The sequence below is a fragment of the Streptomyces rectiverticillatus genome (genome assembly GCF_013394065.1).
In the GTDB taxonomy this organism is placed as follows: Bacteria; Actinomycetota; Actinomycetes; order Streptomycetales; family Streptomycetaceae; genus Streptomyces; species Streptomyces rectiverticillatus.
The window spans coordinates 5,322,701-5,344,549 of the sequence record NZ_CP040752.1; the positions used below are offsets into that span (position 1 = coordinate 5,322,701).

Genomic DNA, 21,849 nt, shown 5'->3' on the forward strand with positions numbered 1-21,849 from the left:
TGTGCCGGGCGCATCCGCACGGGCGCCGCAAGGGGGCGCAGACCCGCCGGGGGCGGCGTACGAAAGGCGCGGGGCGGGGCGAGGGGAGCGGATTCACGCTCCGACGGATCGGCCCCGTACCATTCGCACCATGGCAAAGGCTCCCATTCTCACCCCCCAGGCGGACGACTTCCCGCGCTGGTACCAGGACTTGATCAACAAGGCCGAGCTGGCCGACAACGGCCCGGTGCGCGGCACCATGGTCATCCGACCGTACGGGTACGGGCTCTGGGAGCGCATGCAGCAGGAGATGGACGCGCGCATCAAGGACGCGGGCGCCTCCAACGCTTACTTCCCCCTCTTCATCCCGCAGTCGTACCTGACCCGCGAGGCCGAGCACGTCGAGGGCTTCGCCCCCGAGCTCGCGGTCGTCACGCACGGCGGCGGCAAGGAGCTGGAGGAGCCGGTCGTCGTCCGGCCCACCTCCGAGACGATCATCAACGAGTACTTCTCCAAGTGGGTGCAGAGCTACCGCGACCTGCCCCTGCTGATCAACCAGTGGGCCAACGTGGTTCGTTGGGAGATGCGCCCGCGCGTCTTCCTGCGCACGAGCGAGTTCCTCTGGCAGGAGGGCCACACGGCGCACGCCACATACGAGGACGCGCGCGATTACGCCGCCCGCATCCACCGCGACGTCTACTACGACTTCATGGTCAACGTTCTGGGCATCGACGTCGTCCTGGGCCGCAAGACGGCCAAGGAGCGCTTCGCGGGCGCGATCAACACCCTCACCCTCGAGGGCATGATGGGCGACGGCAAGGCGCTGCAGATGGGCACCAGCCACGAGCTGGGCCAGAACTTCGCCAAGGCCTTCAACACCTCGTACCTGTCCAAGGACGGCCACCAGGAGCTGGTGTGGCAGACGTCCTGGGGCGTCTCCACCCGCATGGTGGGCGGTCTGATCATGTCGCACGGTGACGACAGCGGCCTGCGCGTGCCGCCGCGCCTGGCGCCGGTCCAGGCCGTCGTCCTCGCGATCAAGGGCGACGACGCCGTCATCGCCAAGGTGCGCGAGATCGGCGACCAGCTGAAGGCCGCCGGGATCCGGGTGCAGGTCGACGACCGCACCGACACGCCGTTCGGCCGCCGCGCCGTGGACTGGGAGCTCAAGGGCGTCCCGGTGCGCATCGAGGTCGGCCCGCGCGACCTGGAGAACGGCACCGCGATGCTGGCCCGCCGTATCCCGGGCGGCAAGGAGCCGGTCCGTCTCGAGGAGCTCGTCGGGCTGCTGCCGAAGGTCCTCGAGGAGGACCAGGCGCTGCTGCTGAGCCAGTCGCGCGAGCGCCGCGAGGCCCGTACGACCGACGTGACGACGATCGAGGAGGCCGCCGAGGCCGCCGTGGCCGGCGGCTGGGCGCGGATCCGCTGGGCCGACCTGGGCCCGGAGGGCGAGGCCAAGCTGGCCGAGCAGGCCGTGTCCGTGCGCTGCCTGGTGGCCGAGGACGGCTCGGTGCCGGAGGCGGACGACGCCCCGGGCACGATCGCGATCGTGGCGCGCGCCTACTAGGGCGCCGCGCACGGGGCCTCGCCCCGTGCGGCACGGCGGGGCGACAAGCCCCGCCGCGCCGCCGCCGTCGTTCACGCTCCGCGGGGCGCCTTCGGGCGCCCCGCTGTCCGTAGGGGCGCACGCCCCCCGGTGCGCGCTTACTGATGAGTCAGTACGTCCCGGGTTGCGAACGGGTGCGCGGCTTCTCCATAGATCTGCGCACCCGCCCTCGTCGGGACGCATGAGCGTGAAACTGACTGGTACGTGCAAATTATTTGGGATGGCCCGGTATCGGAACACCGGGCCGTCCCTGCTCGTTGTCACGACGTGAGCACGACACCACCTGTTCTCGCCGCAGAGCTGGCGCAGGCGTGGGCCGATATTCAGCGGCACCACCCCGAGCTGCCAGATCTTGCCGCGCCCGAATCGCTGATCGGGGAGTCGTCGTCCGCATGCGGCGCCGAGCTCTCCTTCGAACGGCTGCTGCACGAGGCAGTGCACGGCATCGCGGCCGCCCGCGGTGTCCGTGACACCTCCCGCGCAGGCCGCTACCACAATCGCCGGTTCCTGGCGATCGCCGAGGAGCTCGGACTCGACCACAGTGAGGATCCGCATCCCAGCAGCGGCTTCTCTCTGGTCGTGCTCAACCCGGAGGCGCGCAAGCGCTACCGTCCCACCATCGACAGACTGCAGCGCGCCCTCAAGGCGCACACGGTCGCCACCACCGCCGACACCTCGCGGACGTTCCGCGGGCCGGCGGCGCGGCACGGCTCGTCCGGCGGCGGGGTACGGGTCAAGGCGGTGTGCGACTGCGGCCGGAACGTGCGGGTCGTGCCCTCCGTGCTCGCCCAGGCGCCGATCATGTGCGGCGGCTGCGGGCAGCCCTTCCGGATTCCCGAGGCGGTCACGGTCGGCTGACCTGGAGGGGTGTGGCACAATGGGACGCTGTACTCGACAGTCGCATAGGACCCCTCTCTCCTCCGGCTGGCGCGTCCATCGGGCATCCGAGTACCGCAACCCCACGTGGCATCTCGTTGTGCCCAACCACGTCAAGACCAGGAGACACCACTTCCGTGGCAGTCAAGATCAAGCTGAAGCGTCTGGGCAAGATCCGTTCGCCTCACTACCGCATCGTCATCGCCGACTCCCGTACCCGCCGTGACGGCCGGGCCATCGAGGAGATCGGTCTGTACCACCCGGTGCAGAACCCCTCGCGCATCGAGGTCGACTCCGAGCGTGTCCAGTACTGGCTGGGTGTCGGCGCGCAGCCGACCGAGCCCGTCATGGCCATCCTCAAGGTCACCGGCGACTGGCAGAAGTTCAAGGGCCTGCCGGCCCCGGCCCCGATGCTCGTCGCCGAGCCGAAGAAGGACCACAGCGGTCTCTTCGACGCCGTCGTGAGCGCCGCGGGCGAGACGAAGGGTGAGGCCATCACCCCGAAGGCGAAGAAGTCGGAGAAGAAGGACGAGGCCGCTGAGGCCGAGTCCGCTGAGTCGACCGAGGCCTGAGGATGCTCGAGGAGGCCCTTGAGCACCTCGTGAAGGGCATCGTCGACAACCCCGACGAAGTGCAGGTCGCTTCGCGCAACCTGCGCCGCGGGCGCGTGCTGGAGGTCCGGGTTCACCCGGACGACCTCGGCAAGGTGATCGGCCGCAACGGCCGCACCGCGCGTGCCCTGCGCACCGTCGTGGGCGCCATCGGCGGCCGTGGCATCCGCGTCGACCTCGTCGACGTGGATCAGGTCCGCTGAGAAGCGGTTGAGCACCGGCACGGGCCGGGAAGGGCTTGGGCCCTTCCCGGCCCGTTGTCGCGTACGGAGAGCAGAGAAGGAAACATGCAGCTCGTAGTCGGCAGGATCGGCCGCGCCCACGGCATCCGGGGCGAGGTCACGGTTGAGGTGCGCACGGACGAGCCCGAGCTCCGGCTCGGCCCCGGCGCCGTCCTGGCCACGGACCCCGCCGCCGCGGGGCCGCTGACCATCGAGTCCGGCCGCGTGCACAGCGGGCGGCTCCTGCTGCGCTTCGCGGGCGTGGGTGACCGCACTGCCGCGGAGGCGCTCCGTAACATCCTCCTCATCGCCGAGGTGGACCCGGAGGAGACCCCGGACGACCCGGAGGAGTTCTACGACCACCAGCTGATGGACCTGGAGGTCGTCACGGTCGACGGCACCGTCATCGGCCGGATCACCGAGATCTCCCACCTGCCCTCGCAGGACCTCTTCATCGTGGAGCGGCCCGACGGGGCCGAGGTGATGATCCCCTTCGTCTCCGAGATCGTCACGGAGATCGACCTCGACGAGCAGCGCGCCGTCATCGATCCGCCGCGGGGCTTGATCGACACCGACGAGGCGGAGATCGCTTCGACGCGTGAGGCGGGGCACGAGGCGGGGCACGAGGCGGGGCACGAGGCGGGGCATGAGGCGGGGCAGGGCTCCCCGGCCGGTTCCGTGGACAGCTCCGTTAACGGCGGCCGGAACGGCTCTGAGAACGGCTCCGAGCGGGGCGACGCCTGATGCGCCTCGACATCGTCACGATCTTCCCCGAGTACCTCGAGCCGCTGAACGTCTCACTCGTCGGCAAGGCGCGGGCGCGGGGCCGGCTCGACGTCCGGGTGCACGACCTGCGCGCGTGGGCGCACGACAAGCACAACACCGTCGACGACACCCCCTACGGCGGCGGCCCCGGCATGGTCATGAAGCCGGAGCCCTGGGGCGAGGCCCTCGACTCGATCATCGAGTCGGGCGAGGGGCGGCCCATGATCGTCGTCCCGACGCCCAGCGGCCGGCCCTTCACCCAGGAACTTGCGGTCGAGCTCTCCGAGAAGCCGTGGCTGGTCTTCACCCCCGCCCGCTACGAGGGCATCGACCGCCGCGTCATCGAGGAGTACGGCGACCGCCTCGACGTCCGCGAGGTGTCCATCGGCGACTACGTGCTGGCCGGCGGCGAGGCCCCCGTCCTCGTCATGGTCGAGGCCATCGCGCGGCTGCTCCCCGGCGTGCTCGGCAACGCCGAGTCGCATCGCGACGACTCCTTCGCCCCGGGCGCCATGGCCGACCTCCTCGAGGGCCCCGTCTACACCAAGCCCCCGGAGTGGCGCGGCCGCGGCATCCCCGACGTCCTGCTCAGCGGCCACCACGGCAAGATCGCCCGGTGGCGCCGCGACGAGGCGTTCCGGCGCACGGTGCGCAACCGTCCCGATCTGATCGAGCGCGCGGACCCTGCCGCCTTCGACAAGAAGGACCGCGAGATCCTCTCGATCCTGGGCTGGGGCCCCGGCCCCGACGGCCGATTTGGGCGAGTGGCCCCGGACGTGGAAGAATAAGCCGTTGCCTTACGCCCGGCGTGCGCCCCTGCCACAGGGGGAACGACGCTCGCCCGGTGTTCCGGCACCATCCCCACTTCAGTACGAATTCCGCTGATGACCTGTGGCATCGGCGAGGAAGCAGACGAACATGTCCTCCCTGCTCGACAACGTCAACGCTGCGTCGCTGCGCACCGACGTCCCGGCCTTCCGCCCCGGCGACACCGTGAACGTCCACGTCCGCGTCATCGAGGGCAACCGCTCCCGTATCCAGCAGTTCAAGGGTGTCGTCATCCGCCGCCAGGGTGCGGGCATCAGCGAGACCTTCACGGTCCGCAAGGTCTCGTTCTCCGTCGGCGTCGAGCGCACCTTCCCGGTGCACAGCCCGATCTTCGAGAAGGTCGAGCTCGTCACCCGCGGTGACGTCCGTCGCGCCAAGCTGTACTACCTCCGTGAGCTCCGCGGCAAGGCCGCGAAGATCAAGGAGAAGCGCGACAACTGAGCTTCCGTCCGGCGTCCGCGCCTGGCCGGATAGGCTTTCGGCTCGATGGACACCGACGTACAGCTTTCGGAGCGCGACCGCTCTCCCCGCCCCGCAGAGGGCGTGGAGCAGGGGTCGCGCTCCTCGCGTTTCCCCGCCTCCCCGGCCGCATGGGCCAAGGCCGCCCGGGCGTGGCTGCGGGGCGGCGGCCCGCTGCGCCGTGCGGGGGTGCTGCTGACGCTCTGCCTGGTCTTCCTGCTGCTGCTCAGCAGCTATGTGATGCAGCCCTTCCTGATCCCCAGCGGGTCGATGGAGAACACGCTCCGGGTGGGCGACCGGGTGCTCGTCAACAAGCTCGCCTACAGCTTCGGGGACAAGCCGGAGCGGGGCGACGTGGTGGTCTTCGACGGCACCGACTCCTTCCTCCACGACGTGCCGGCGGAGAACCCGGCGGCGGCGCTGATCCGCAAGGGGGCCTCGTCCGTCGGCCTCATGGGGCCCGCGGCGACCGTCTACATCAAGCGCGTGGTGGGCGTCGGGGGCGACAGAGTCACCTGTTGCGACGCGCGCGGCCGGCTGCAGATCAACGGTCACCCGGTGGACGAGGGCTTCCTCTACCCGGGCGACGTGCCTTCGCGCGTGCCGTTCGACGTCGTGGTCCCCGAGGGCAAGCTGTGGGTGATGGGCGACCACCGGGGCGACTCCCGCGACTCCCGTGATCACCTGGGGGAGCCCGGCGGCGGCATGGTGCCGGTGAGCAGGGTCGTCGGGCGGGCCGACTGGATCGGCTGGCCGTTCGGGCGGATGACCGAACTGAAGCGTCCCGACGTCTACGCGCGCGTGCCGGGCGCCGACGCCTCCGCCGGGCACACGGGGAAGCCCGCCGGACGGGGCGGGAGGCCGGGTGGGTAGCAGGGGGCGCACGCTGCCGGGCCCCGCTGGCCCGGCGGATGCGGGAGCACTGGAGGCGGGCGCGGCCACGGGCGGCCGCGCCGCGCGGCGGAAGGCGGCGCGGCGGGTCAAACGGCGCCGGCGCCGTTCCGCGGTCAAGGAGGTGCCGATCCTCATAGCGGTCGCGCTCCTGATCGCCTTGGTGTTCAAGACGTTCCTGGTGCAGGCGTTCGTCATCCCCTCCGGCTCCATGGAGCAGACCATCCGGATCGGCGACCGCGTCCTGGTGGACAAGCTGACCCCCTGGTTCGGCTCCCGCCCGCAGCGCGGTGACGTCATCGTCTTCAAGGACCCCGGCGGCTGGCTGGACGGGGAGCAGCTGAAGACCGGGCCCGACCCGGTGGGGGTCAAACAAGCCAAACAACTGCTGACTTTCATCGGCCTGCTTCCGTCCGCGAACGAGCAGGATCTGATCAAGCGTGTGATCGGCGTCGGCGGTGACACGGTCAAGTGCTGCGACGCGAACGGCAAAATCACGGTCAACGGAATGCCGCTCGACGAGCCCTATCTGCACCCCGACAACGCCCCTTCGAAGCTCGACTTCACGGTGCGGGTGCCTCAAGACCGCTACTTCGTGATGGGCGACCACCGCTCCAACTCGGCTGATTCCCGCTTCCACCTGGACGGTCCCGGGCAGGGCACCGTCCCGCAGGAACTGGTCGTCGGCCGTGCCGTCGTGATCGCGTGGCCGCTGGGTCACTGGCGACAGCTGTCCGAAAGAGACACTTTCACAACGGTCGATGACGCGCCGCCGGCGGAGGCGCGAGCACGCGGTCCGGCGCATAGTGTGTCCTTCATGGATCAGCAAGGATTGATCCAGCTCCCGACCCCTGCGGAACTCCCGCTCGTTATGGGAGTGGTGGGCCTGCATCGTGTGTACGGCGGCCCGCAGCGTGGAGAGCGGAGCGAGAGGAGTGGATGTGGGGGACTTGGCGGTCGGCGCACGGTCCGGTCACGAAGAGCCCGAGAAGCGGCCCGGGGAGGCTGACGGGTCGCCAGGGGCGGGCGTGCCGGCGGAGGCCATGTCCCAGGCATCCCAGGAGGCTGCGGGCGGACCGGCGCGGACGGACGGCGAAGACGTGAGCCCGGCGGGGGAAGCGGACGGAGAGGGCCCGCGCAGTGCGGCGCCCAAGAAGCAGCGGTCCTTCTGGAAAGAGCTGCCGATACTGATCGGTATCGCCCTGGTCCTCGCGCTGCTGATCAAGACGTTCCTGGTGCAGGCGTTCTCGATCCCGTCGGATTCGATGCAGAACACCCTCCAGCGCGGTGACCGCGTGCTGGTGGACAAGCTCACCCCGTGGTTCGGCGCCGAGCCCGAGCGCGGCGAGGTGGTGGTCTTCCACGACCCGGACAACTGGCTCGGGGACGAGACCCAGACGCCCCAGCCCGGCCCCCTGGGCGGCGGCGTGCAGAAGGTCCTCAGCTTCATCGGCCTCATGCCGTCGGCCGAGGAGAAGGACCTCATCAAGCGGGTCATCGCGGTCGGCGGGGATACCGTGGAGTGCCAGAAGGGCGGCCCGGTCAAGGTCAACGGCAAGGCGCTGTCGGAGAAGGACTATCTCTTCCCCGACAACACCCCGTGCGACGACCAGCCCTTCGGCCCGATCAAGGTGCCCAAGGGCAAGCTCTGGGTGATGGGCGACCACCGCCAGAACTCCCTGGACTCGCGCTACCACCCGAACCAGGACCACGGCTTCGTTCCGGTGTCCGAGGTCGTGGGCCGCGCCTTCGTGGTCGCCTGGCCGATCAATCGCTGGTCCTTCCTCGGCGTTCCCGGCACCTTCGACCAGTCGGGGCTGAACGCCGCCGCAGCAGCCGCGCCCTCGGCGCTCGGGCTCGCGGGAGCGGTGCCGCTCGTCCTGTGGCGCCGGCGCAGGCTCACCGCACGGAGCGGCACCGAGGGACTTACCCTCCGGAGCGCCCCCAGGGACTGACCGGCAGAGCCTGCCGAAGGGCTGACTCGCCTGCATACCGCCCGGTAGTGTGCGGTTCCCGTGCCCCTGGGCATGCGGAGTCCGATCTTCTACGCGGGGCGGGAGCACTGGGATGAGCGGAGCGGGACGTACGGACGACGGCCACGGCCGCGCGGGCAGGATGCTGTCCGGGCTGGCCGTGGCCGTCGGCTGTGTGCTCTTCCTCGGCGGCTTCGTCTGGGGCGCCCTGCTCTACCAGCCCTACACCGTCCCCACCGACTCGATGGCGCCGACCATCGGGCGGGGCGACCGGGTCCTCGCCCAGCGCATCGACGGCGGCGACGTGCGGCGCGGGGACATCGTCGTCTTCAAGGACAAGGTCTGGGGCGACTCTCCGATGGTCAAGCGGGTCGTCGGTACGGGCGGCGACACCGTGGCCTGCTGCGACGGGCAAGGACGCCTCACGGTCGACGGCAAACCGATCGAGGAACCGTATCTGCAGGCCAAGGGCCCGGCGTCGCCCACCGCCTTCTCCGCCACCGTCCCCGAGGGGCAGCTCTTCCTGCTCGGAGACCACCGCAACGACTCCGTGGACTCCCGCGGCCACCTCACCGACGCCGCCCACGGCTCCGTGCCGCGCGGTGCCGTGAAGGCGCGCGTGGACGCCACTGCCTGGCCCGTGAGCGGCTGGGGCATGATGGACAGACCCGAGTCCTTCGCCGCCCTCCCGGGCGGCACCTCGCAGCCCGGCCCGCTGCCCCTGGTGCTGGCAGCCGTGGTCGCCGGCGCGGTGCTCATCCTGGGCGGCGCGGCGTACGGGCCCGTGGCGCGCTTCGTCACGCCGAGGCGCAGGGAGGAGGTGCCCGCCCATGGCTGAGGAAGGGCCCGCCCGCACGGCGAGGGAGACGGCCACAGGAGCGGACGAGCTGCGCAGGGCGTCACGGGTCGTCCTGCTCGACCCGGACGACCGCATCCTGCTGATGCACGGCTACGAGCCTGGCGACCCCACGACGACCTGGTGGTTCACCCCGGGCGGCGGCCTGGAGGGCGCCGAGAGCTGGGAGCAGGCGGCGCGCCGGGAGCTGGCCGAGGAGACCGGGATCACTGATGTCGACCTGGGCCCCGTCCTGTGGTGCCGCACCTGCTCCTTTCCCTTCGACGGCCGCCGCTGGGACCAGGACGAGCGCTACTTCCTGGCCCGCACCGCGCAGCCCGGGAAGTGGACCGGCGGCGGGACGGAACTGGAGCGGCGCAGCGTCACGGGGCTGCGCTGGTGGACCTGCGAGGAACTTCTCGCGACCCGTGAGACGGTGTATCCGACCAGGCTCGCCGGGCTGCTGCGTACGCTGCTCGACGAGGGACCCCCGTGTACGCCGGTGCTCCTGGAGACGGAGCGCGCCTGACGCACAATGGGGGGACGCACGGCTGAAGGGGAACATGCCATGAGCGCCGAGGACCTCGAGAAGTACGAGACCGAGATGGAGCTGAAGCTCTACCGGGAGTACCGCGATGTCGTCGGTCTGTTCAAATACGTGATCGAGACCGAGCGCCGTTTCTACCTCACCAACGACTACGAGATGCAGGTGCACTCCGTCCAGGGCGAGGTCTTCTTCGAGGTCTCGATGGCCGACGCCTGGGTCTGGGACATGTACCGCCCGGCCCGGTTCGTGAAACAGGTGCGGGTGCTCACGTTCAAGGACGTGAACATCGAGGAGCTGAACAAGAGCGACCTCGACCTTCCGGGTGGCTGAGTTCTCCACAACCGACGGGTAATCCACCAAGATCCAACAATTCCGGGTGCCGGCGGCACGGTGGGCGCCGGAGGTGGTGCCCGTGAACGCCCGAGAAGCACTCGGTCGCTACGGCGAGAATCTCGCCGTCCGCCGGCTGGCCCAGGCCGGCATCGTCGTCCTCGAACGGAACTGGAGATGCCGCGAGGGCGAGATCGACATCGTGGCCATGGAGGCCGACACCCTGGTGGTGTGCGAGGTCAAGACCCGCCGCACCGGTGCCTACGAACATCCGATGGCCGCCGTCACCCCGGCGAAGGCCGACCGGCTGCGCCGGCTCGCCGAGCGCTGGCTGGCTCGGCACGGCGGACCGCCCGCGGGCGGCGTGCGGATCGACCTGGTGGGCGTGATCGTCCCTGACCGGGGAGCCCCTGCCGTGGAGCACGCCAAGGGGGTGGCGTGATGGGCTTCGCCCGTACGTGCTCGGTGGCGCTGGTCGGGGTCGAGGGAGTGGTGGTCGAGGTCCAGGCCGACCTGGAGCCCGGAGTCGCCGCCTTCACCCTCGTCGGCCTGCCCGACAAGAGCCTGGTGGAGAGCAAGGACCGCGTCCGCGCAGCCGTCGTGAACTCCGGTGCCGAATGGCCGCAGAAGAAGCTGACCGTGGGCCTGAGCCCCGCGGCCGTGCCCAAGGGCGGCAGCGGCTTCGACCTCGCCGTCGCCTGCGCCGTCCTGGCCGCATCGGAGCGCCTTGACCCCAGGGAGCTCGCCGACCTGGTGCTCATCGGCGAGCTCGGCCTCGACGGCCGCGTCCGCCCGGTGCAGGGCGTCCTGCCGGCGGTCCTGGCCGCTGCCGACGCGGGCTACCGGCAGGTGGTCGTCCCCGAGCGCACGGCCGCCGAGGCGTCCCTCGTGCCCGGCGTCTCGGTCCTGGGCATCCGCAGCCTGCGCCAGCTGATCGCGGTTCTGGCGGACGAGCCGGTGCCCGAGGAGGAGCCGCTGCAGGAGGGCAGCCCGGATCCGATGCTCGCCGGGCTCTCGGTGCCCGGGGCGGGGCTGGGTACGGGGGTCGTGCACGGGGAGCACCGGCCCGACCTCGCCGAGGTCGCGGGGCAGGCCAGGGCCCGGATGGCCCTCGAAGTGGCCGCCGCTGGACGGCACCACCTCCTCCTCCAGGGCCCGCCCGGAGCGGGCAAGACCATGCTTGCGGAGCGGCTCCCGGGCCTGCTGCCGCCCCTCACATCCCAGGAGTCCCTCGAGGTCACCGCAGTGCACTCCGTAGCGGGCACTCTTCCCGCGGGCCAGCCCCTCCTCGACCGGGCCCCGTACTGCGCTCCGCACCACTCGGCGTCCATGCCCTCGCTTGTCGGCGGCGGCAGCGGGCTGCCGCGCCCCGGGGCCGTGTCCCTGGCCCACCGCGGCGTGCTCTTCATGGACGAGGCACCCGAGTTCTCCGGACGGGTGCTGGAGGCTCTGAGGCAGCCGCTGGAGTCGGGGCACGTCATCGTGGCCCGCTCCGGCGGTGTCCTGCGGCTGCCCGCCCGGTTTCTCCTCGTCCTTGCCGCCAACCCCTGCCCGTGCGGACGGCACGGCATGCTGGGGGAGGGTTGCGACTGCACTCCACAGGCCGTCAGGCGCTACCGCGCGCGCCTGTCCGGCCCCCTCCTGGACCGGGTCGACCTGCGGGTGACGGTCGAAGCGGTGGCCCGTTCCGAGCTGACGGGCCCCGGGGCGGGGGCGGAGACGACCGCCGAGGTGGCCGACAGGGTCCGCGCCGCCCGGGAGCGGGCCGCGGCCCGCCTCGCGGACATGCCCTGGCAGACCAACAGCGAAGTTCCCGGCCACGAACTGCGGACGCGCTGGCGCGTCGCCCCCGGCGCCCTCGACGAGGCCGAACGCGACATGGAGCGGGGCATGCTGACGGCGCGGGGCCTCGACCGCGTGCTGCGCGTCGCCTGGACGGTTGCGGACCTCGCCGGCCACGACCTCCCCGACGCCTCGGACGTCAACTGCGCGCTCGAACTGCGCACGGGCGTCCACCGTGGCGCGGTCGTGGCCGGAGGCCATTCATGACGGCCCTCGCCTCCGAAGACCGGCTGGCCCGCGCCGCCCTCACCCGCCTGACCGAGCCCGGGGACGAGCGCGTGGGGCGATGGGTCCGGGAAATGGGCGCCGTGGCGCTGGTGCGGGGGCTCACGGGAGCGGGTCCGGCGCCGCAGGGGGCCGGCCGCGAGCGGCTCGCCGGGTGCCGGGAGCGCGCCGCCGCCCTCGACCCCCACCGCGACCTCGACGCCGTCGCCAGGCTGGGCGGCCGCTTCCTCTGCCCCGGAGACCGGGAGTGGCCTCAACAATTGGACGACCTCGGTGATGCCCGCCCGCTCGGCCTCTGGGTGCGAGGCGGGGCCGACCTGCGGCTGTGGGCGTTGCGCTCCGTCGCCGTGGTCGGGGCGCGCGCCTGCACCGACTACGGCTCGCACGTCGCCTCCCTCCTCGGCGCCGGGCTGGCCCGCCGCGGCTGGGTCGTCGTCTCCGGCGCCGCGTACGGCGTCGACGGTGCCGCTCACAGGGGAGCGCTCGCAGCGGACGGGGCGACCCTCGCCGTGCTCGCCTGCGGGGTCGACGTGCCCTACCCGCGGGGCCATGCGGATCTGATCGACCGGATCGTGGAACGTGGTCTGGTGCTCGCGGAGTTGCCCCCGGGCGGGCACCCCACCCGCAGCCGCTTCGTCCTGCGCAACCGCGTCATCGCCGCATTGACGAGGGGAACCGTGGTCGTGGAGGCCGAATACCGCAGCGGCTCACTGGTGACGGCCCGTCGCGCACGGCTGCTGGGCCGCCAGACGATGGGCGTGCCCGGGCCGGTGACGTCGGGCTTGTCGGCGGGCGTGCACGAACTGCTCCGCGAGGACGCCACCCTGGTCACCGACGCGGACGAGATCGCCGAGCTGGTCGGCGGGATCGGAGACCTCGCCCCCGAGCGGCGCGGTCCCGTCGTCGCGCGCGATCTGCTGGCTCCGGCGGCGGCCGCGGTGCTGGAGGCCGTGCCCGGCGGAGGCGGCGGGGACGGGGAGCTCATCGCGCGAAACGCGGGCCTGAGCAGGGATCAGACGCTTGCCAGGCTGCACGAGCTGCAGTCCCTCGGCTTCGTGGAACGCCGCGGTGATCACTGGCAGTTGGCCGCCCCACCGTCAACATCCGGCACCTCCAAGCCCCCCGGACGGCGCCCGTCCGCGCGGCGAGGCGGTTCTTGACCTGGGGCGATCGGGTGAAAAGGTTAAGGGGACGACCGCGGCCGCCGATACGGCGAGGCCCGTACCGACACCGGCCCCCGGCGCCGCATGCCGGCGCTTCCGGCAGGGGAACGTATCCGCACACCGACGAAGAGGACTCATCGCATACCGCAACGCAGCAGTCACGCTACGCTCACGGGATTCCAGCCATTCGTACCACTCGATCCACGTCACAGCAGAACGGCTCAAGACGACGAATGCCCCAGCACACCTCCGGTTCGGACCGCGCGGCGGTGCCGCCCGCGGCGCGCGGCCCCGAGCGCCCTCCCGCACCCTCGACACTCGATGAGCTGTGGCGGTCGTACAAGGCCTCGGGCGACGACCGGCTGCGGGAGCAGCTGATCCTCCACTACTCGCCCCTGGTGAAGTACGTGGCGGGGCGCGTGAGTGTCGGCCTGCCGCCCAACGTCGAGCAGGCCGACTTCGTCTCCTCGGGGATCTTCGGACTCATCGACGCCATCGAGAAGTTCGACCCCGCCCGGGAGATCAAGTTCGAGACGTACGCCATCACCCGGATCCGCGGCGCGATGATCGACGAGCTGCGCGCGCTCGACTGGATCCCGCGCTCCGTCCGGCAGAAGGCGCGCGCGGTCGAGCGCGCGTACGCCACGCTGGAGGCCGAGCTGCGGCGCACGCCCTCGGAGGCCGAGGTCGCGGCCGAGATGGGCATCGCCATCGAGGAACTGCACGGCGTTTTCAGCCAGTTGTCGCTGACCAACGTGGTCGCCCTGGAGGATCTCCTGCACGCGGGCGCCGAAGGCGGCGAGCGGCTGAGCCTGATGGACACCCTCGAGGACACCGCCGCCGACGACCCCGTCGAGGTCGCCGAGGACCGCGAGCTGCGCCGCCTCCTCGCCCGCGCGATCAACACCCTCCCCGAGCGTGAGAAGACCGTGGTCACCCTCTACTACTACGAGGGCCTCACCCTCGCCGAGATCGGGCATGTGCTCGGCGTCACGGAGAGCAGGGTCAGCCAGATCCACACGAAGTCGGTGCTCCAGTTGAGGGCGAAGCTGGCGGACGTCGGCCGCTGAAGGGGCGGCGAGGGGCCGGCGAGGCCGGTGAGGACCCCGGAAGGCCGACGAGGGCCCGGAGGGCCTGCAGGGGGGTGCTGCGAGGGGCGCAGGCCCGGCGGACCGGTAGGGCCTGAGAGGCCGACGAGGGGCGCGAATCCTCCCTCGGCGTCGTCCCGGCTCCCGGCAATCCGTAAAGTGGGGACGTGCCCAGGATTCGAGCGGCCTCGGTGGCCGAGCACCGGACCATGCAGCGCGGCGCCCTGCTGGACGCCGCCCGTTCCCTGCTGTCCGAGGGCGGCACGGAGGCGTTGACGTTCCCCGCCCTGGCTGAGCGCACCGGGCTGGCGCGCTCCTCGGTCTACGAGTACTTCCGCTCGCGGGCAGCCGTGGTCGAGGAGCTCTGCGCGGTCGACTTCCCCGTCTGGGCGGCGGAGGTCGAAGCCGCCATGGAGGGCGCGGACACTCCCGAGGTGAAGATCGAGGCGTATGTGCGCCGCCAGCTGGCCCTGGTCGGCGACCGCCGCCACCGCGCCGTGGTCGCGATCTCCGCCGGCGAGCTGGACGCGGGCGCACGCGAGAAGATCCGGGCCGCCCACGGCGGGCTCATCGCCATGGTCGTGGAGGCGCTCGTCGCCCTCGGCCACGAGCAGCCGCGTCTCGCCGCCATGCTGCTGCAGGGCGTGGTCGACGCCGCCGTGCGCCGGATCGAGCTGGGCGCGGCCGAGGAGCCCGACAGCATCATCGAGGCGGCCGTATCCATGGCGCTGCGCGGCGTCAGGGGCTGACCACCGGCGCGCCGGGCCCGCCCGACAACGGCAGCAGGCGGGACGGCGGTCTGCGCAGCATCCACGGCGGCAGCAGGGACAAGGGGTCGAGGTAGACCCTGCCGCGGAGCAGCCCCCAGTGGAGGCAGCCCCCGGAGCAGTGGAACGGACCCGCCTGCAGGGTGCCGATCACCTGCCCCGCCGCCACCTGGTCCCCTTCCTTCACCGTCGCCTGCACGGGCTCGTACGTGGTCCGCAGCGGCGGCTCGCCCGTGCCCGGGTGCTGCACCGACACCACGCCCCGGCCTGCGACGGTGCCCGCGAAGGAGACGGTGCCGGGAGCCGCAGCCCGTACCGGCTGACCGGCGCGGGCGACGAGATCCACCCCGCGGTGCCCGGCCGCCCAGGGCACCGGCGGCGGCCGCCAGGCCCGTACGAGCAGGGGCCGGCCCCCTCGCGACCCGTCGACGGGCCAGGCCCGCTCGCCCTGCCCCACGCCTCCTGCCGGCCCGGACGGCCCGGGCGGCCCGGCCGGGGCTTGTGCACCCCGGGCTTCAGGGGCGGGGCCGGGTGCGGCCGTCCTCGCGGCCCCCGCGCCCGCGGCAGTGCCACTGGCCACCGCGCCCGCGAGAACACAGAGCGTGACCACGCCGGCCGCGGCGAGCAGGCGTCGGGTGAAAGATCCGATGAGAGTCATGCCCGTACGGTGGCGGACCCCGGGCATTCGCGGGGATCTTGACGGAGATCTGTGGACTACTCGCGGGTTGTGCACAACGTCGTCACCCGCGCCTTCCCGGGTCCCGTACACTTCTCATGGCGATCCGGGTCACCGGATCGACTTCGCACGCCCCGCTACCGGCGCGTCAGTCCCTTTCGGGCAGCCCGGTGGCCGTGTCTCTCGGTCCGCGGAACGGTTCTCGCAAGGGCATCGTCCACGGCAGGCACGTCGGGGCGTCAGGAGCGGCGGCCGCCCGGCCGTCGTGGAACCGAGTATTTCAAGGAGCGCGGCCATGGCCGTCGTCACGATGCGGGAGCTGCTGGAGAGCGGCGTCCACTTCGGTCACCAGACCCGTCGTTGGAACCCGAAGATGAAGCGTTTCATCTTCACGGAGCGCAACGGCATCTACATCATCGACCTGCTCCAGTCGCTGTCGTACATCGACCGCGCCTACGAGTTCGTCAAGGAGACCGTCGCGCACGGCGGCTCCATCATGTTCGTCGGTACGAAGAAGCAGGCCCAGGAGGCCATCGCCGAGCAGGCGACCCGCGTCGGCATGCCGTACGTCAACCAGCGCTGGCTGGGCGGCATGCTCACCAACTTCTCGACCGTCTACAAGCGCCTGCAGCGCCTGAAGGAGCTCGAGCTCATCGACTTCGAGGACGTGGCCGCCTCCGGCCTCACCAAGAAGGAGCTCCTGGTCCTCTCCCGCGAGAAGGCCAAGCTGGAGAAGACCCTCGGCGGTATCCGCGAGATGCAGAAGGTGCCGAGCGCCGTCTGGATCGTGGACACCAAGAAGGAGCACATCGCCGTCGGTGAGGCGCGCAAGCTCCGCATCCCGGTCGTCGCGATCCTCGACACCAACTGCGACCCCGACGAGGTCGACTACAAGATCCCGGGCAACGACGACGCGATCCGCTCCGTCACGCTGCTCACCCGTGTGATCGCCGACGCCGTCGCCGAGGGCCTCATCGCCCGCTCCGGTGCCGCCACCGGTGACGCGAAGGCCGACAAGGCCGCCGGCGAGCCCCTCGCCGAGTGGGAGCGCGACCTGCTCGAGGGCGAGAAGAAGGCCGAGGCCGAGAAGCCGGCCGAGGCTGCTGCCGAGACCGCTGCCGAGGCTCCGGCCGCGGACGCCGAGCAGGCCTGACAACTCAGTCGGTAGATACGGCGGGGGACGGCGCGACACGCGCCGCCCCCGTCGTGCACCCGTAGTCACCAACGACTTTCGAGAGAGATTCACAGACCATGGCGAACTTCACCGCCGCTGACGTCAAGAAGCTCCGCGAGCTCACCGGCGCCGGCATGATGGACTGCAAGAAGGCGCTGGACGAGGCCGAGGGCAACCTCGAGAAGGCCGTCGAGATCGTGCGCGTCAAGGGCCTCAAGGGCGTGGCCAAGCGTGAGAGCCGCACCACCGAGAACGGTGCCGTCGTCTCCGCCATCGCCGACGACAACACCTCCGGTGTCATCGTCGAGCTGAAGTGCGAGACCGACTTCGTCGCCAAGGGCGAGAAGTTCGTCGCCGTCGCCGAGGCTCTGGCCGCCCACGTCGCCAAGAGCGCCCCGGCCGACGTCGAGGCCCTGATGGCCTCCGAGATCGAGGCTGGCAAGACCGTCCAGGCGTTCGTGGACGAGGCCAACGCCACCCTCGGCGAGAAGATCGTCGTGGACCGCTTCGCGCACTTCGGCGACGGCCTGGTCTACGCCTACATGCACCGCACCGCCGCGGACCTGCCCCCGCAGGTCGGCGTCCTGGTCGAGCTGGACAAGGCCAACGCCGAGGTCGCCAAGGACATCGCGCAGCACATCGCCGCGTTCGCGCCGAAGTTCCTCTCCCGTGAGGACATCCCGGCCGACGTCCTGGAGAACGAGCGCCGCGTCGCCGAGGCCACCGCCCGCGAGGAGGGCAAGCCCGAGGCCGCCCTGCCGAAGATCATCGAGGGTCGCGTCACCGGCTTCGTCAAGGAGAACTCCGTTCTCGAGCAGGCGTTCGCCAAGGACAACAAGAAGACCGTCCAGAAGGTCCTGGACGAGGCCGGTGTCACGCTGAAGCGCTTCGCGCGCATCCGCGTCGGCGCCTGAGCCCGTCAGCAGGGCAGCGATTGACCTGCGACCCGCTAGGGTCGTATGCAGCCGATCCCTCACCGGTCGGCCGCTGATGTGACGAGGAGGCCATTGCCGCACAGGGAACCGAAAGGACCCATCCGGCAATGGCCTTCTTCGTATGTGCACGAGGAGAGCTCCAATGAATCAGGGTGCGGACGCCCGGCAGGCCGCCGACGACACCATTGCTGACCACGGCCCACGCCGCCGGTTCTTGCTCAAACTGTCCGGCGAGGCGTTCGCCGGCGGGGGCGGCCTCGGCGTCGACCCCGATGTCGTGCACGCCATCGCCCGTGAGATCGCGGCCGTCGTCCGCGAGGGCTACGAGATCGCCGTCGTCATCGGCGGCGGCAACTTCTTCCGCGGCGCGGAGCTGCAGCAGCGCGGCATGGACCGGGCCCGCTCGGACTACATGGGCATGCTCGGCACCGTGATGAACTCCCTCGCCCTCCAGGACTTCCTGGTCAAGGAAGGCATCGAGACCCGCGTGCAGACCGGCATCACCATGGGGCAGGTCGCGGAGCCGTTCATCCCGCTGCGCGCCGTGCGCCACCTGGAGAAGGGCCGCGTCGTGATCTTCGGCGCGGGCATGGGCATGCCCTACTTCTCCACCGACACCACTGCCGCCCAGCGCGCCCTGGAGATCCACGCCGAGGCGATCCTGATGGGCAAGAACGGCGTCGACGGGATCTACGACTCCGACCCGAAGAAGAACCCCGACGCGGTCAAGTTCGACGCCCTCGAGTACAGCGAGGTGCTCGCACGGGGCCTGAAGGTCGCCGACGCCACCGCCATCAGCCTGTGCATGGACAACAAGCTGCCGATCCTGGTCTTCGAGCTGCTCGCCGAGGGCAACATCGGCCGTGCGGTCAAGGGTGAGAAGATCGGCACGCTCGTGAGCGACCAGAGCACGCGGGACTGACGACCCGCACAGCCGTCCGTAGCGGCCTGGCCCGATACGGACGGCAACTCCGTGCCGTGGGAAGACCTCGGCACGGGGATGGACAACTGCCTGCCGGTCGGACACCGTGCAGGAGAAGACGCGCGCAGGGGCGAGGCTCTGCTTACTGATAACACCAGGAGCAAGTGGTGATCGAAGAGATCCTCCTCGAGGCCGAGGAGAAGATGGAGAAGGCCGTCGTGGTCGCCAAGGAGGACTTCGCGGCGATCCGCACGGGGCGTGCGCACCCGGCGATGTTCAACAAGATCGTGGCGGACTACTACGGTGCGCTGACGCCCATCAACCAGCTGGCGTCCTTCTCGGTGCCCGAGCCGCGCATGGCCGTGGTCACCCCGTTCGACAAGAGCGCGCTGCGCAACATCGAGCAGGCGATCCGCGACTCCGACCTCGGCGTCAATCCGAGCAACGACGGCAACATCATCCGGGTGACCTTCCCGGAGCTGACCGAGGAGCGCCGCCGGGAGTTCATCAAGGTGGCCCGGGGCAAGGGCGAGGACGCCAAGGTCTCGATCCGCTCCGTCCGCCGCAAGGCCAAGGACGCCCTGGACAAGCTCGTCAAGGACAAGGAGTCCGGCGAGGACGACGTGCGCCGCGCGGAGAAGGAGCTCGACGACACCACCGCGAAGTACGTCGCGCAGGTGGACGAGCTGCTCAAGCACAAGGAAGCCGAGCTCCTCGAGGTCTGATGAACGAGACATCCTGGGGGGCCCCGCCGAGCGCCGGATACCGGGGGTCCACCGACCGGGGGCCGTCCTCTGCGGCCCGTTCGGCGGGTCCTGTGCACGAGGCGGGCATCGCGGCGCAGACTCGGCCCATGCCCATCGTGCCCCCCTCAGGCGGAGATCAGGACGACCGTGACCAGGGGGCCGCTCATCTTCGCGGCCCCCTGTTCCGCGATGAACAGGAGCCCGACATCCGGCCCCAGGACCCCGCCCCGGTGCCTGCCTCCCCCGAGTCGCCGAAGGCAGGAAAGAAGAGCGCCGGCCGTGATCTGCGGGCGGCGATAGGGGTCGGCGTGGGCCTCGGTGCGGTCATCCTCGCCTCCCTGTTCATCTACAAGCCCGTCTTCCTCGGCGTGATCGTGATCGCCGTCGTGGTCGGGCTGTGGGAGCTGACCTCCCGCCTCGCCGAGCGCAAGGCGATCCGAGCCCCGCTGGTGCCGCTCGCGGTCGGCGGAGCCGCCATGATCGTCGCCGGCTACGCCAGCGGCGCCGAGGGCGCATGGGTGGCCGTGGCCTTCACGGCCCTGGGCGTCCTCGTGTGGCGGATGACGGAGTCGCCGGACGACTACCTCAAGGACGTCACGGCGGGCATCTTCGCGGCCTTCTACGTGCCGTTCCTGGCCACTTTCGTGGCCCTCATGCTCGCCGCCGGGGACGGCGCGTGGCGGGTGCTCACCTTCCTGATCCTGACCGTGGTCAGCGACACGGGTGCGTACGCGGTGGGCTGGAAGTTCGGCAAGCGCAAGCTGGCGCCGCGCATCAGCCCCGGCAAGACGCGCGAGGGGCTGCTCGGGGCGATCGCCTTCGCGATGGTCGCCGGCGCCCTGTGCATGCAGTTCCTGATCGACGGCGGTGTGTGGTGGGAGGGGCTGCTCCTCGGCCTCGCCGTCGCCGTCAGCGCCACGCTGGGAGACCTCGGCGAGTCCATGATCAAGAGGGATCTCGGGATCAAGGACATGGGCGCCCTGCTGCCGGGGCACGGCGGCATCATGGACCGGCTGGACTCGCTCCTGCCGACCGCGCCGGTGGTGTGGCTCCTCATGGTCGTCTTCGTCGGCTCCTGAGCGGGGCCGGGTACTCTGGAAGGGCTCGCCGCTGTGCGGCGGGCCCTTTTCCGGCCCCGCGCCTGCGGGGGTGCCCCTGTGAGATCTCCGGGTTCCGGCTCGTCCTGCCGCTGGCTCCGCGATTGCGGAGGTCATCCGCCGTCGTCAATGAGGTGTTTTTGCTCATGGCCCCCGCGCCTGGAGAACTGACGTTCGTCGCCCCCCGTGGGGCGAAGCTGCCCCCGCGGCACCTTGCCGACCTTTCGCCCGCCGAGCGCCGCGAGGCGGTCTCCGCGATCGGTGAGAAGCCGTTCCGGGCCAAGCAGCTCTCACAGCACTACTTCGCCCGGTACGCGCACGATCCCGCCGCGTGGACCGACATCCCGGCGGCGGCGCGCGAGAAGCTCGCCGCCGAGCTGCTGCCGGAGCTCATGAGCGTCGTGCGTCACATCTCGTGCGACGACGACACCACCCGCAAGACCCTCTGGCGGCTGCACGACGGCAAGCTGGTGGAGTCCGTGCTGATGCGCTACCCCGACCGGGTCACCATGTGCATCAGCTCGCAGGCCGGCTGCGGCATGAACTGCCCGTTCTGCGCCACCGGCCAGGCCGGTCTGGACCGGAACCTGTCGACGGCCGAGATCGTCCACCAGATCGTGGACGGCATGCGGGCGCTGCGCGACGGAGACGTCCCCGGCGGCCCCGCGCGGCTGTCCAACATCGTCTTCATGGGCATGGGCGAGCCGCTGGCCAACTACAAGCGGGTCGTCGGCGCCATCCGCCGCCTCACGGACCCCGAGCCGGACGGCCTGGGGCTCTCCCAGCGCGGCATCACGGTCTCCACGGTGGGCCTGGTCCCGGCGATGCTGCGCTTCGCCGACGAGGGCTTCAAGTGCCGTCTGGCCGTCTCCCTGCATGCACCGGACGACGAGCTGCGCGACACCCTGGTGCCGGTCAATACGCGCTGGAAGGTCCGCGAGGTCCTCGACGCGGCGTGGGAGTACGCGGAGAAGTCCGGCCGCCGGGTCTCCATCGAGTACGCCCTGATCCGCGACATCAACGACCAGGCATGGCGCGGCGACCTCCTGGGCCGGCTCCTCAAGGGCAAGCGCGTGCACGTCAACCTGATTCCGCTCAACCCCACGCCGGGGTCGAAGTGGACGGCCTCGCGCCCCGAGGACGAGCGGGCCTTCGTCGCGGCGATCGCCTCGCACGGGGTGCCGGTCACCGTCCGCGACACCCGCGGCCAGGAGATCGACGGCGCCTGCGGGCAGCTGGCAGCGGCCGAGCGCTGAGCCAAGGCCGCAGGTCAGACACCGATCCATGGGGAGG

Annotated in this window: 25 protein-coding genes; 24 read left to right on the plus strand and 1 reads right to left on the minus strand. The window is 71.1% G+C overall.

The features are described from left to right. The first annotated feature begins 130 nt into the window (after positions 1 to 130). The 18 genes from proS (at position 131) to FGW37_RS23500 (ending at position 14,988) form a co-directional block, all read left to right on the plus strand. Positions 131 to 1,546, plus strand: a complete 1,416-nt coding sequence (proS, locus tag FGW37_RS23415; RefSeq protein ID WP_058046475.1) for a proline--tRNA ligase — start codon at positions 131 to 133, stop codon at positions 1,544 to 1,546. 306 nt (positions 1,547 to 1,852) lie between these two features. Continuing rightward, positions 1,853 to 2,443, plus strand: a complete 591-nt coding sequence (locus FGW37_RS23420; RefSeq protein WP_058046476.1) for a hypothetical protein — start codon at positions 1,853 to 1,855, stop codon at positions 2,441 to 2,443. A 155-nt stretch (positions 2,444 to 2,598) separates the two neighbouring features. After that, complete coding sequence (gene rpsP / locus FGW37_RS23425; protein WP_179082843.1) at positions 2,599 to 3,033, plus strand: 30S ribosomal protein S16; 435 nt, start codon at positions 2,599 to 2,601, stop codon at positions 3,031 to 3,033. Positions 3,034 to 3,035: 2 nt separating this feature from the next. Beyond that, on the plus strand, positions 3,036 to 3,275 hold the full coding sequence (locus FGW37_RS23430; RefSeq protein ID WP_020868149.1) for an RNA-binding protein: 240 nt from the start codon (positions 3,036 to 3,038) through the stop codon (positions 3,273 to 3,275). Positions 3,276 to 3,359: 84 nt separating this feature from the next. Next, a complete protein-coding gene (gene rimM / locus FGW37_RS23435; protein WP_179082844.1) occupies positions 3,360 to 4,037 on the plus strand; it encodes a ribosome maturation factor RimM in 678 nt (225 codons plus the stop codon). After that, positions 4,037 to 4,846: a tRNA (guanosine(37)-N1)-methyltransferase TrmD gene (gene trmD / locus FGW37_RS23440; RefSeq protein WP_179082845.1), complete on the plus strand. Its 810-nt coding sequence runs from the start codon at positions 4,037 to 4,039 to the stop codon at positions 4,844 to 4,846. The genes rimM and trmD overlap by 1 nt, the downstream gene beginning before the upstream one ends. A gap of 130 nt (positions 4,847 to 4,976) precedes the next feature. Beyond that, complete coding sequence (gene rplS / locus FGW37_RS23445; RefSeq protein ID WP_030369336.1) at positions 4,977 to 5,327, plus strand: 50S ribosomal protein L19; 351 nt, start codon at positions 4,977 to 4,979, stop codon at positions 5,325 to 5,327. A 45-nt stretch (positions 5,328 to 5,372) separates the two neighbouring features. Further along, the gene (gene lepB / locus FGW37_RS23450; RefSeq protein ID WP_179082846.1) at positions 5,373 to 6,218 is read left to right on the plus strand and encodes a signal peptidase I; all 846 of its coding nucleotides are present in this window, start codon (positions 5,373 to 5,375) and stop codon (positions 6,216 to 6,218) included. Positions 6,219 to 6,360: 142 nt separating this feature from the next. Continuing rightward, positions 6,361 to 7,245: a signal peptidase I gene (gene lepB, locus FGW37_RS23455; RefSeq protein ID WP_425506583.1), complete on the plus strand. Its 885-nt coding sequence runs from the start codon at positions 6,361 to 6,363 to the stop codon at positions 7,243 to 7,245. Further along, positions 7,187 to 8,191 carry a signal peptidase I gene (gene lepB / locus FGW37_RS23460; protein WP_179084870.1) on the plus strand — a complete coding sequence of 335 codons (1,005 nt, stop codon included), beginning with the start codon at positions 7,187 to 7,189 and terminating at the stop codon, positions 8,189 to 8,191. The genes lepB (FGW37_RS23455) and lepB (FGW37_RS23460) overlap by 59 nt, the downstream gene beginning before the upstream one ends. A gap of 112 nt (positions 8,192 to 8,303) precedes the next feature. Continuing rightward, on the plus strand, positions 8,304 to 9,047 hold the full coding sequence (lepB, locus tag FGW37_RS23465) for a signal peptidase I (protein ID WP_179082848.1): 744 nt from the start codon (positions 8,304 to 8,306) through the stop codon (positions 9,045 to 9,047). Next, on the plus strand, positions 9,040 to 9,573 hold the full coding sequence (locus FGW37_RS23470) for an NUDIX hydrolase (protein WP_179082849.1): 534 nt from the start codon (positions 9,040 to 9,042) through the stop codon (positions 9,571 to 9,573). Before lepB (FGW37_RS23465) ends, FGW37_RS23470 begins: the two co-directional genes overlap by 8 nt. A gap of 39 nt (positions 9,574 to 9,612) precedes the next feature. Continuing rightward, a complete protein-coding gene (locus FGW37_RS23475) occupies positions 9,613 to 9,921 on the plus strand; it encodes a DUF2469 domain-containing protein (protein ID WP_009714730.1) in 309 nt (102 codons plus the stop codon). Between the two features lie 82 nt (positions 9,922 to 10,003). Continuing rightward, positions 10,004 to 10,363, plus strand: coding sequence for a YraN family protein (locus FGW37_RS23480; protein WP_058046482.1), 360 nt, complete (start codon positions 10,004 to 10,006; stop codon positions 10,361 to 10,363). Next, on the plus strand, positions 10,363 to 11,970 hold the full coding sequence (locus tag FGW37_RS23485) for a YifB family Mg chelatase-like AAA ATPase (RefSeq protein WP_179084871.1): 1,608 nt from the start codon (positions 10,363 to 10,365) through the stop codon (positions 11,968 to 11,970). Before FGW37_RS23480 ends, FGW37_RS23485 begins: the two co-directional genes overlap by 1 nt. After that, complete coding sequence (gene dprA, locus FGW37_RS23490) at positions 11,967 to 13,148, plus strand: DNA-processing protein DprA (RefSeq protein ID WP_179082850.1); 1,182 nt, start codon at positions 11,967 to 11,969, stop codon at positions 13,146 to 13,148. The genes FGW37_RS23485 and dprA overlap by 4 nt, the downstream gene beginning before the upstream one ends. 236 nt (positions 13,149 to 13,384) lie before the next feature. Then, positions 13,385 to 14,221 carry an RNA polymerase sigma factor WhiG gene (gene whiG, locus FGW37_RS23495; RefSeq protein WP_058046485.1) on the plus strand — a complete coding sequence of 279 codons (837 nt, stop codon included), beginning with the start codon at positions 13,385 to 13,387 and terminating at the stop codon, positions 14,219 to 14,221. 227 nt (positions 14,222 to 14,448) lie between these two features. After that, on the plus strand, positions 14,449 to 14,988 hold the full coding sequence (locus FGW37_RS23500; RefSeq protein WP_179084872.1) for a TetR/AcrR family transcriptional regulator: 540 nt from the start codon (positions 14,449 to 14,451) through the stop codon (positions 14,986 to 14,988). Here FGW37_RS23500 and FGW37_RS23505 read toward each other — a convergent pair. Continuing rightward, the gene (locus FGW37_RS23505; RefSeq protein ID WP_179082851.1) at positions 14,978 to 15,664 is read right to left on the minus strand and encodes a M23 family metallopeptidase; all 687 of its coding nucleotides are present in this window, start codon (positions 15,662 to 15,664) and stop codon (positions 14,978 to 14,980) included. The two genes, FGW37_RS23500 and FGW37_RS23505, sit on opposite strands and share 11 nt — an antisense overlap. A gap of 313 nt (positions 15,665 to 15,977) precedes the next feature. Between FGW37_RS23505 and rpsB the strand changes: the two genes are divergently transcribed. The 6 genes from rpsB to rlmN all read left to right on the plus strand — a co-directional run bounded on the left by rpsB (position 15,978) and on the right by rlmN (position 21,812). Continuing rightward, positions 15,978 to 16,835, plus strand: coding sequence for a 30S ribosomal protein S2 (gene rpsB / locus FGW37_RS23510; RefSeq protein WP_179082852.1), 858 nt, complete (start codon positions 15,978 to 15,980; stop codon positions 16,833 to 16,835). A gap of 98 nt (positions 16,836 to 16,933) precedes the next feature. Further along, positions 16,934 to 17,770 carry a translation elongation factor Ts gene (tsf, locus tag FGW37_RS23515; protein WP_179082853.1) on the plus strand — a complete coding sequence of 279 codons (837 nt, stop codon included), beginning with the start codon at positions 16,934 to 16,936 and terminating at the stop codon, positions 17,768 to 17,770. A gap of 163 nt (positions 17,771 to 17,933) precedes the next feature. Then, positions 17,934 to 18,713, plus strand: a complete 780-nt coding sequence (gene pyrH / locus FGW37_RS23520) for a UMP kinase (RefSeq protein WP_218650597.1) — start codon at positions 17,934 to 17,936, stop codon at positions 18,711 to 18,713. A gap of 167 nt (positions 18,714 to 18,880) precedes the next feature. Then, positions 18,881 to 19,438: a ribosome recycling factor gene (gene frr, locus FGW37_RS23525; protein ID WP_179082854.1), complete on the plus strand. Its 558-nt coding sequence runs from the start codon at positions 18,881 to 18,883 to the stop codon at positions 19,436 to 19,438. Further along, a complete protein-coding gene (locus FGW37_RS23530) occupies positions 19,438 to 20,538 on the plus strand; it encodes a phosphatidate cytidylyltransferase (protein ID WP_179082855.1) in 1,101 nt (366 codons plus the stop codon). Before frr ends, FGW37_RS23530 begins: the two co-directional genes overlap by 1 nt. Positions 20,539 to 20,702: 164 nt before the next feature. Then, positions 20,703 to 21,812, plus strand: coding sequence for a dual-specificity RNA methyltransferase RlmN (rlmN, locus tag FGW37_RS23535; RefSeq protein WP_179082856.1), 1,110 nt, complete (start codon positions 20,703 to 20,705; stop codon positions 21,810 to 21,812). Positions 21,813 to 21,849: the final 37 nt, after the last annotated feature.

Bases quoted from the DNA above. Each gene is read 5' to 3' on its own strand.
- pyrH (WP_218650597.1), top strand. From the start codon at position 17,934: ATGAATCAGGGTGCGGACGCCCGGCAGGCCGCCGACGACACCATTGCT.
- rlmN (WP_179082856.1), top strand. From the start codon at position 20,703: ATGGCCCCCGCGCCTGGAGAACTGACGTTCGTCGCCCCCCGTGGGGCG.
- rpsB (WP_179082852.1), top strand. From the start codon at position 15,978: ATGGCCGTCGTCACGATGCGGGAGCTGCTGGAGAGCGGCGTCCACTTC.
- lepB (WP_179082846.1), top strand. From the start codon at position 5,373: ATGGACACCGACGTACAGCTTTCGGAGCGCGACCGCTCTCCCCGCCCC.
- trmD (WP_179082845.1), top strand. From the start codon at position 4,037: ATGCGCCTCGACATCGTCACGATCTTCCCCGAGTACCTCGAGCCGCTG.
- FGW37_RS23475 (WP_009714730.1), top strand. From the start codon at position 9,613: ATGAGCGCCGAGGACCTCGAGAAGTACGAGACCGAGATGGAGCTGAAG.
- whiG (WP_058046485.1), top strand. From the start codon at position 13,385: ATGCCCCAGCACACCTCCGGTTCGGACCGCGCGGCGGTGCCGCCCGCG.
- lepB (WP_179082848.1), top strand. From the start codon at position 8,304: ATGAGCGGAGCGGGACGTACGGACGACGGCCACGGCCGCGCGGGCAGG.
- FGW37_RS23505 (WP_179082851.1), bottom strand. From the start codon at position 15,664: ATGACTCTCATCGGATCTTTCACCCGACGCCTGCTCGCCGCGGCCGGC.
- rimM (WP_179082844.1), top strand. From the start codon at position 3,360: ATGCAGCTCGTAGTCGGCAGGATCGGCCGCGCCCACGGCATCCGGGGC.
- proS (WP_058046475.1), top strand. From the start codon at position 131: ATGGCAAAGGCTCCCATTCTCACCCCCCAGGCGGACGACTTCCCGCGC.
- FGW37_RS23530 (WP_179082855.1), top strand. From the start codon at position 19,438: ATGAACGAGACATCCTGGGGGGCCCCGCCGAGCGCCGGATACCGGGGG.
- FGW37_RS23485 (WP_179084871.1), top strand. From the start codon at position 10,363: ATGGGCTTCGCCCGTACGTGCTCGGTGGCGCTGGTCGGGGTCGAGGGA.
- FGW37_RS23430 (WP_020868149.1), top strand. From the start codon at position 3,036: ATGCTCGAGGAGGCCCTTGAGCACCTCGTGAAGGGCATCGTCGACAAC.
- FGW37_RS23500 (WP_179084872.1), top strand. From the start codon at position 14,449: ATGCAGCGCGGCGCCCTGCTGGACGCCGCCCGTTCCCTGCTGTCCGAG.
- rplS (WP_030369336.1), top strand. From the start codon at position 4,977: ATGTCCTCCCTGCTCGACAACGTCAACGCTGCGTCGCTGCGCACCGAC.
- dprA (WP_179082850.1), top strand. From the start codon at position 11,967: ATGACGGCCCTCGCCTCCGAAGACCGGCTGGCCCGCGCCGCCCTCACC.
- tsf (WP_179082853.1), top strand. From the start codon at position 16,934: ATGGCGAACTTCACCGCCGCTGACGTCAAGAAGCTCCGCGAGCTCACC.
- FGW37_RS23470 (WP_179082849.1), top strand. From the start codon at position 9,040: ATGGCTGAGGAAGGGCCCGCCCGCACGGCGAGGGAGACGGCCACAGGA.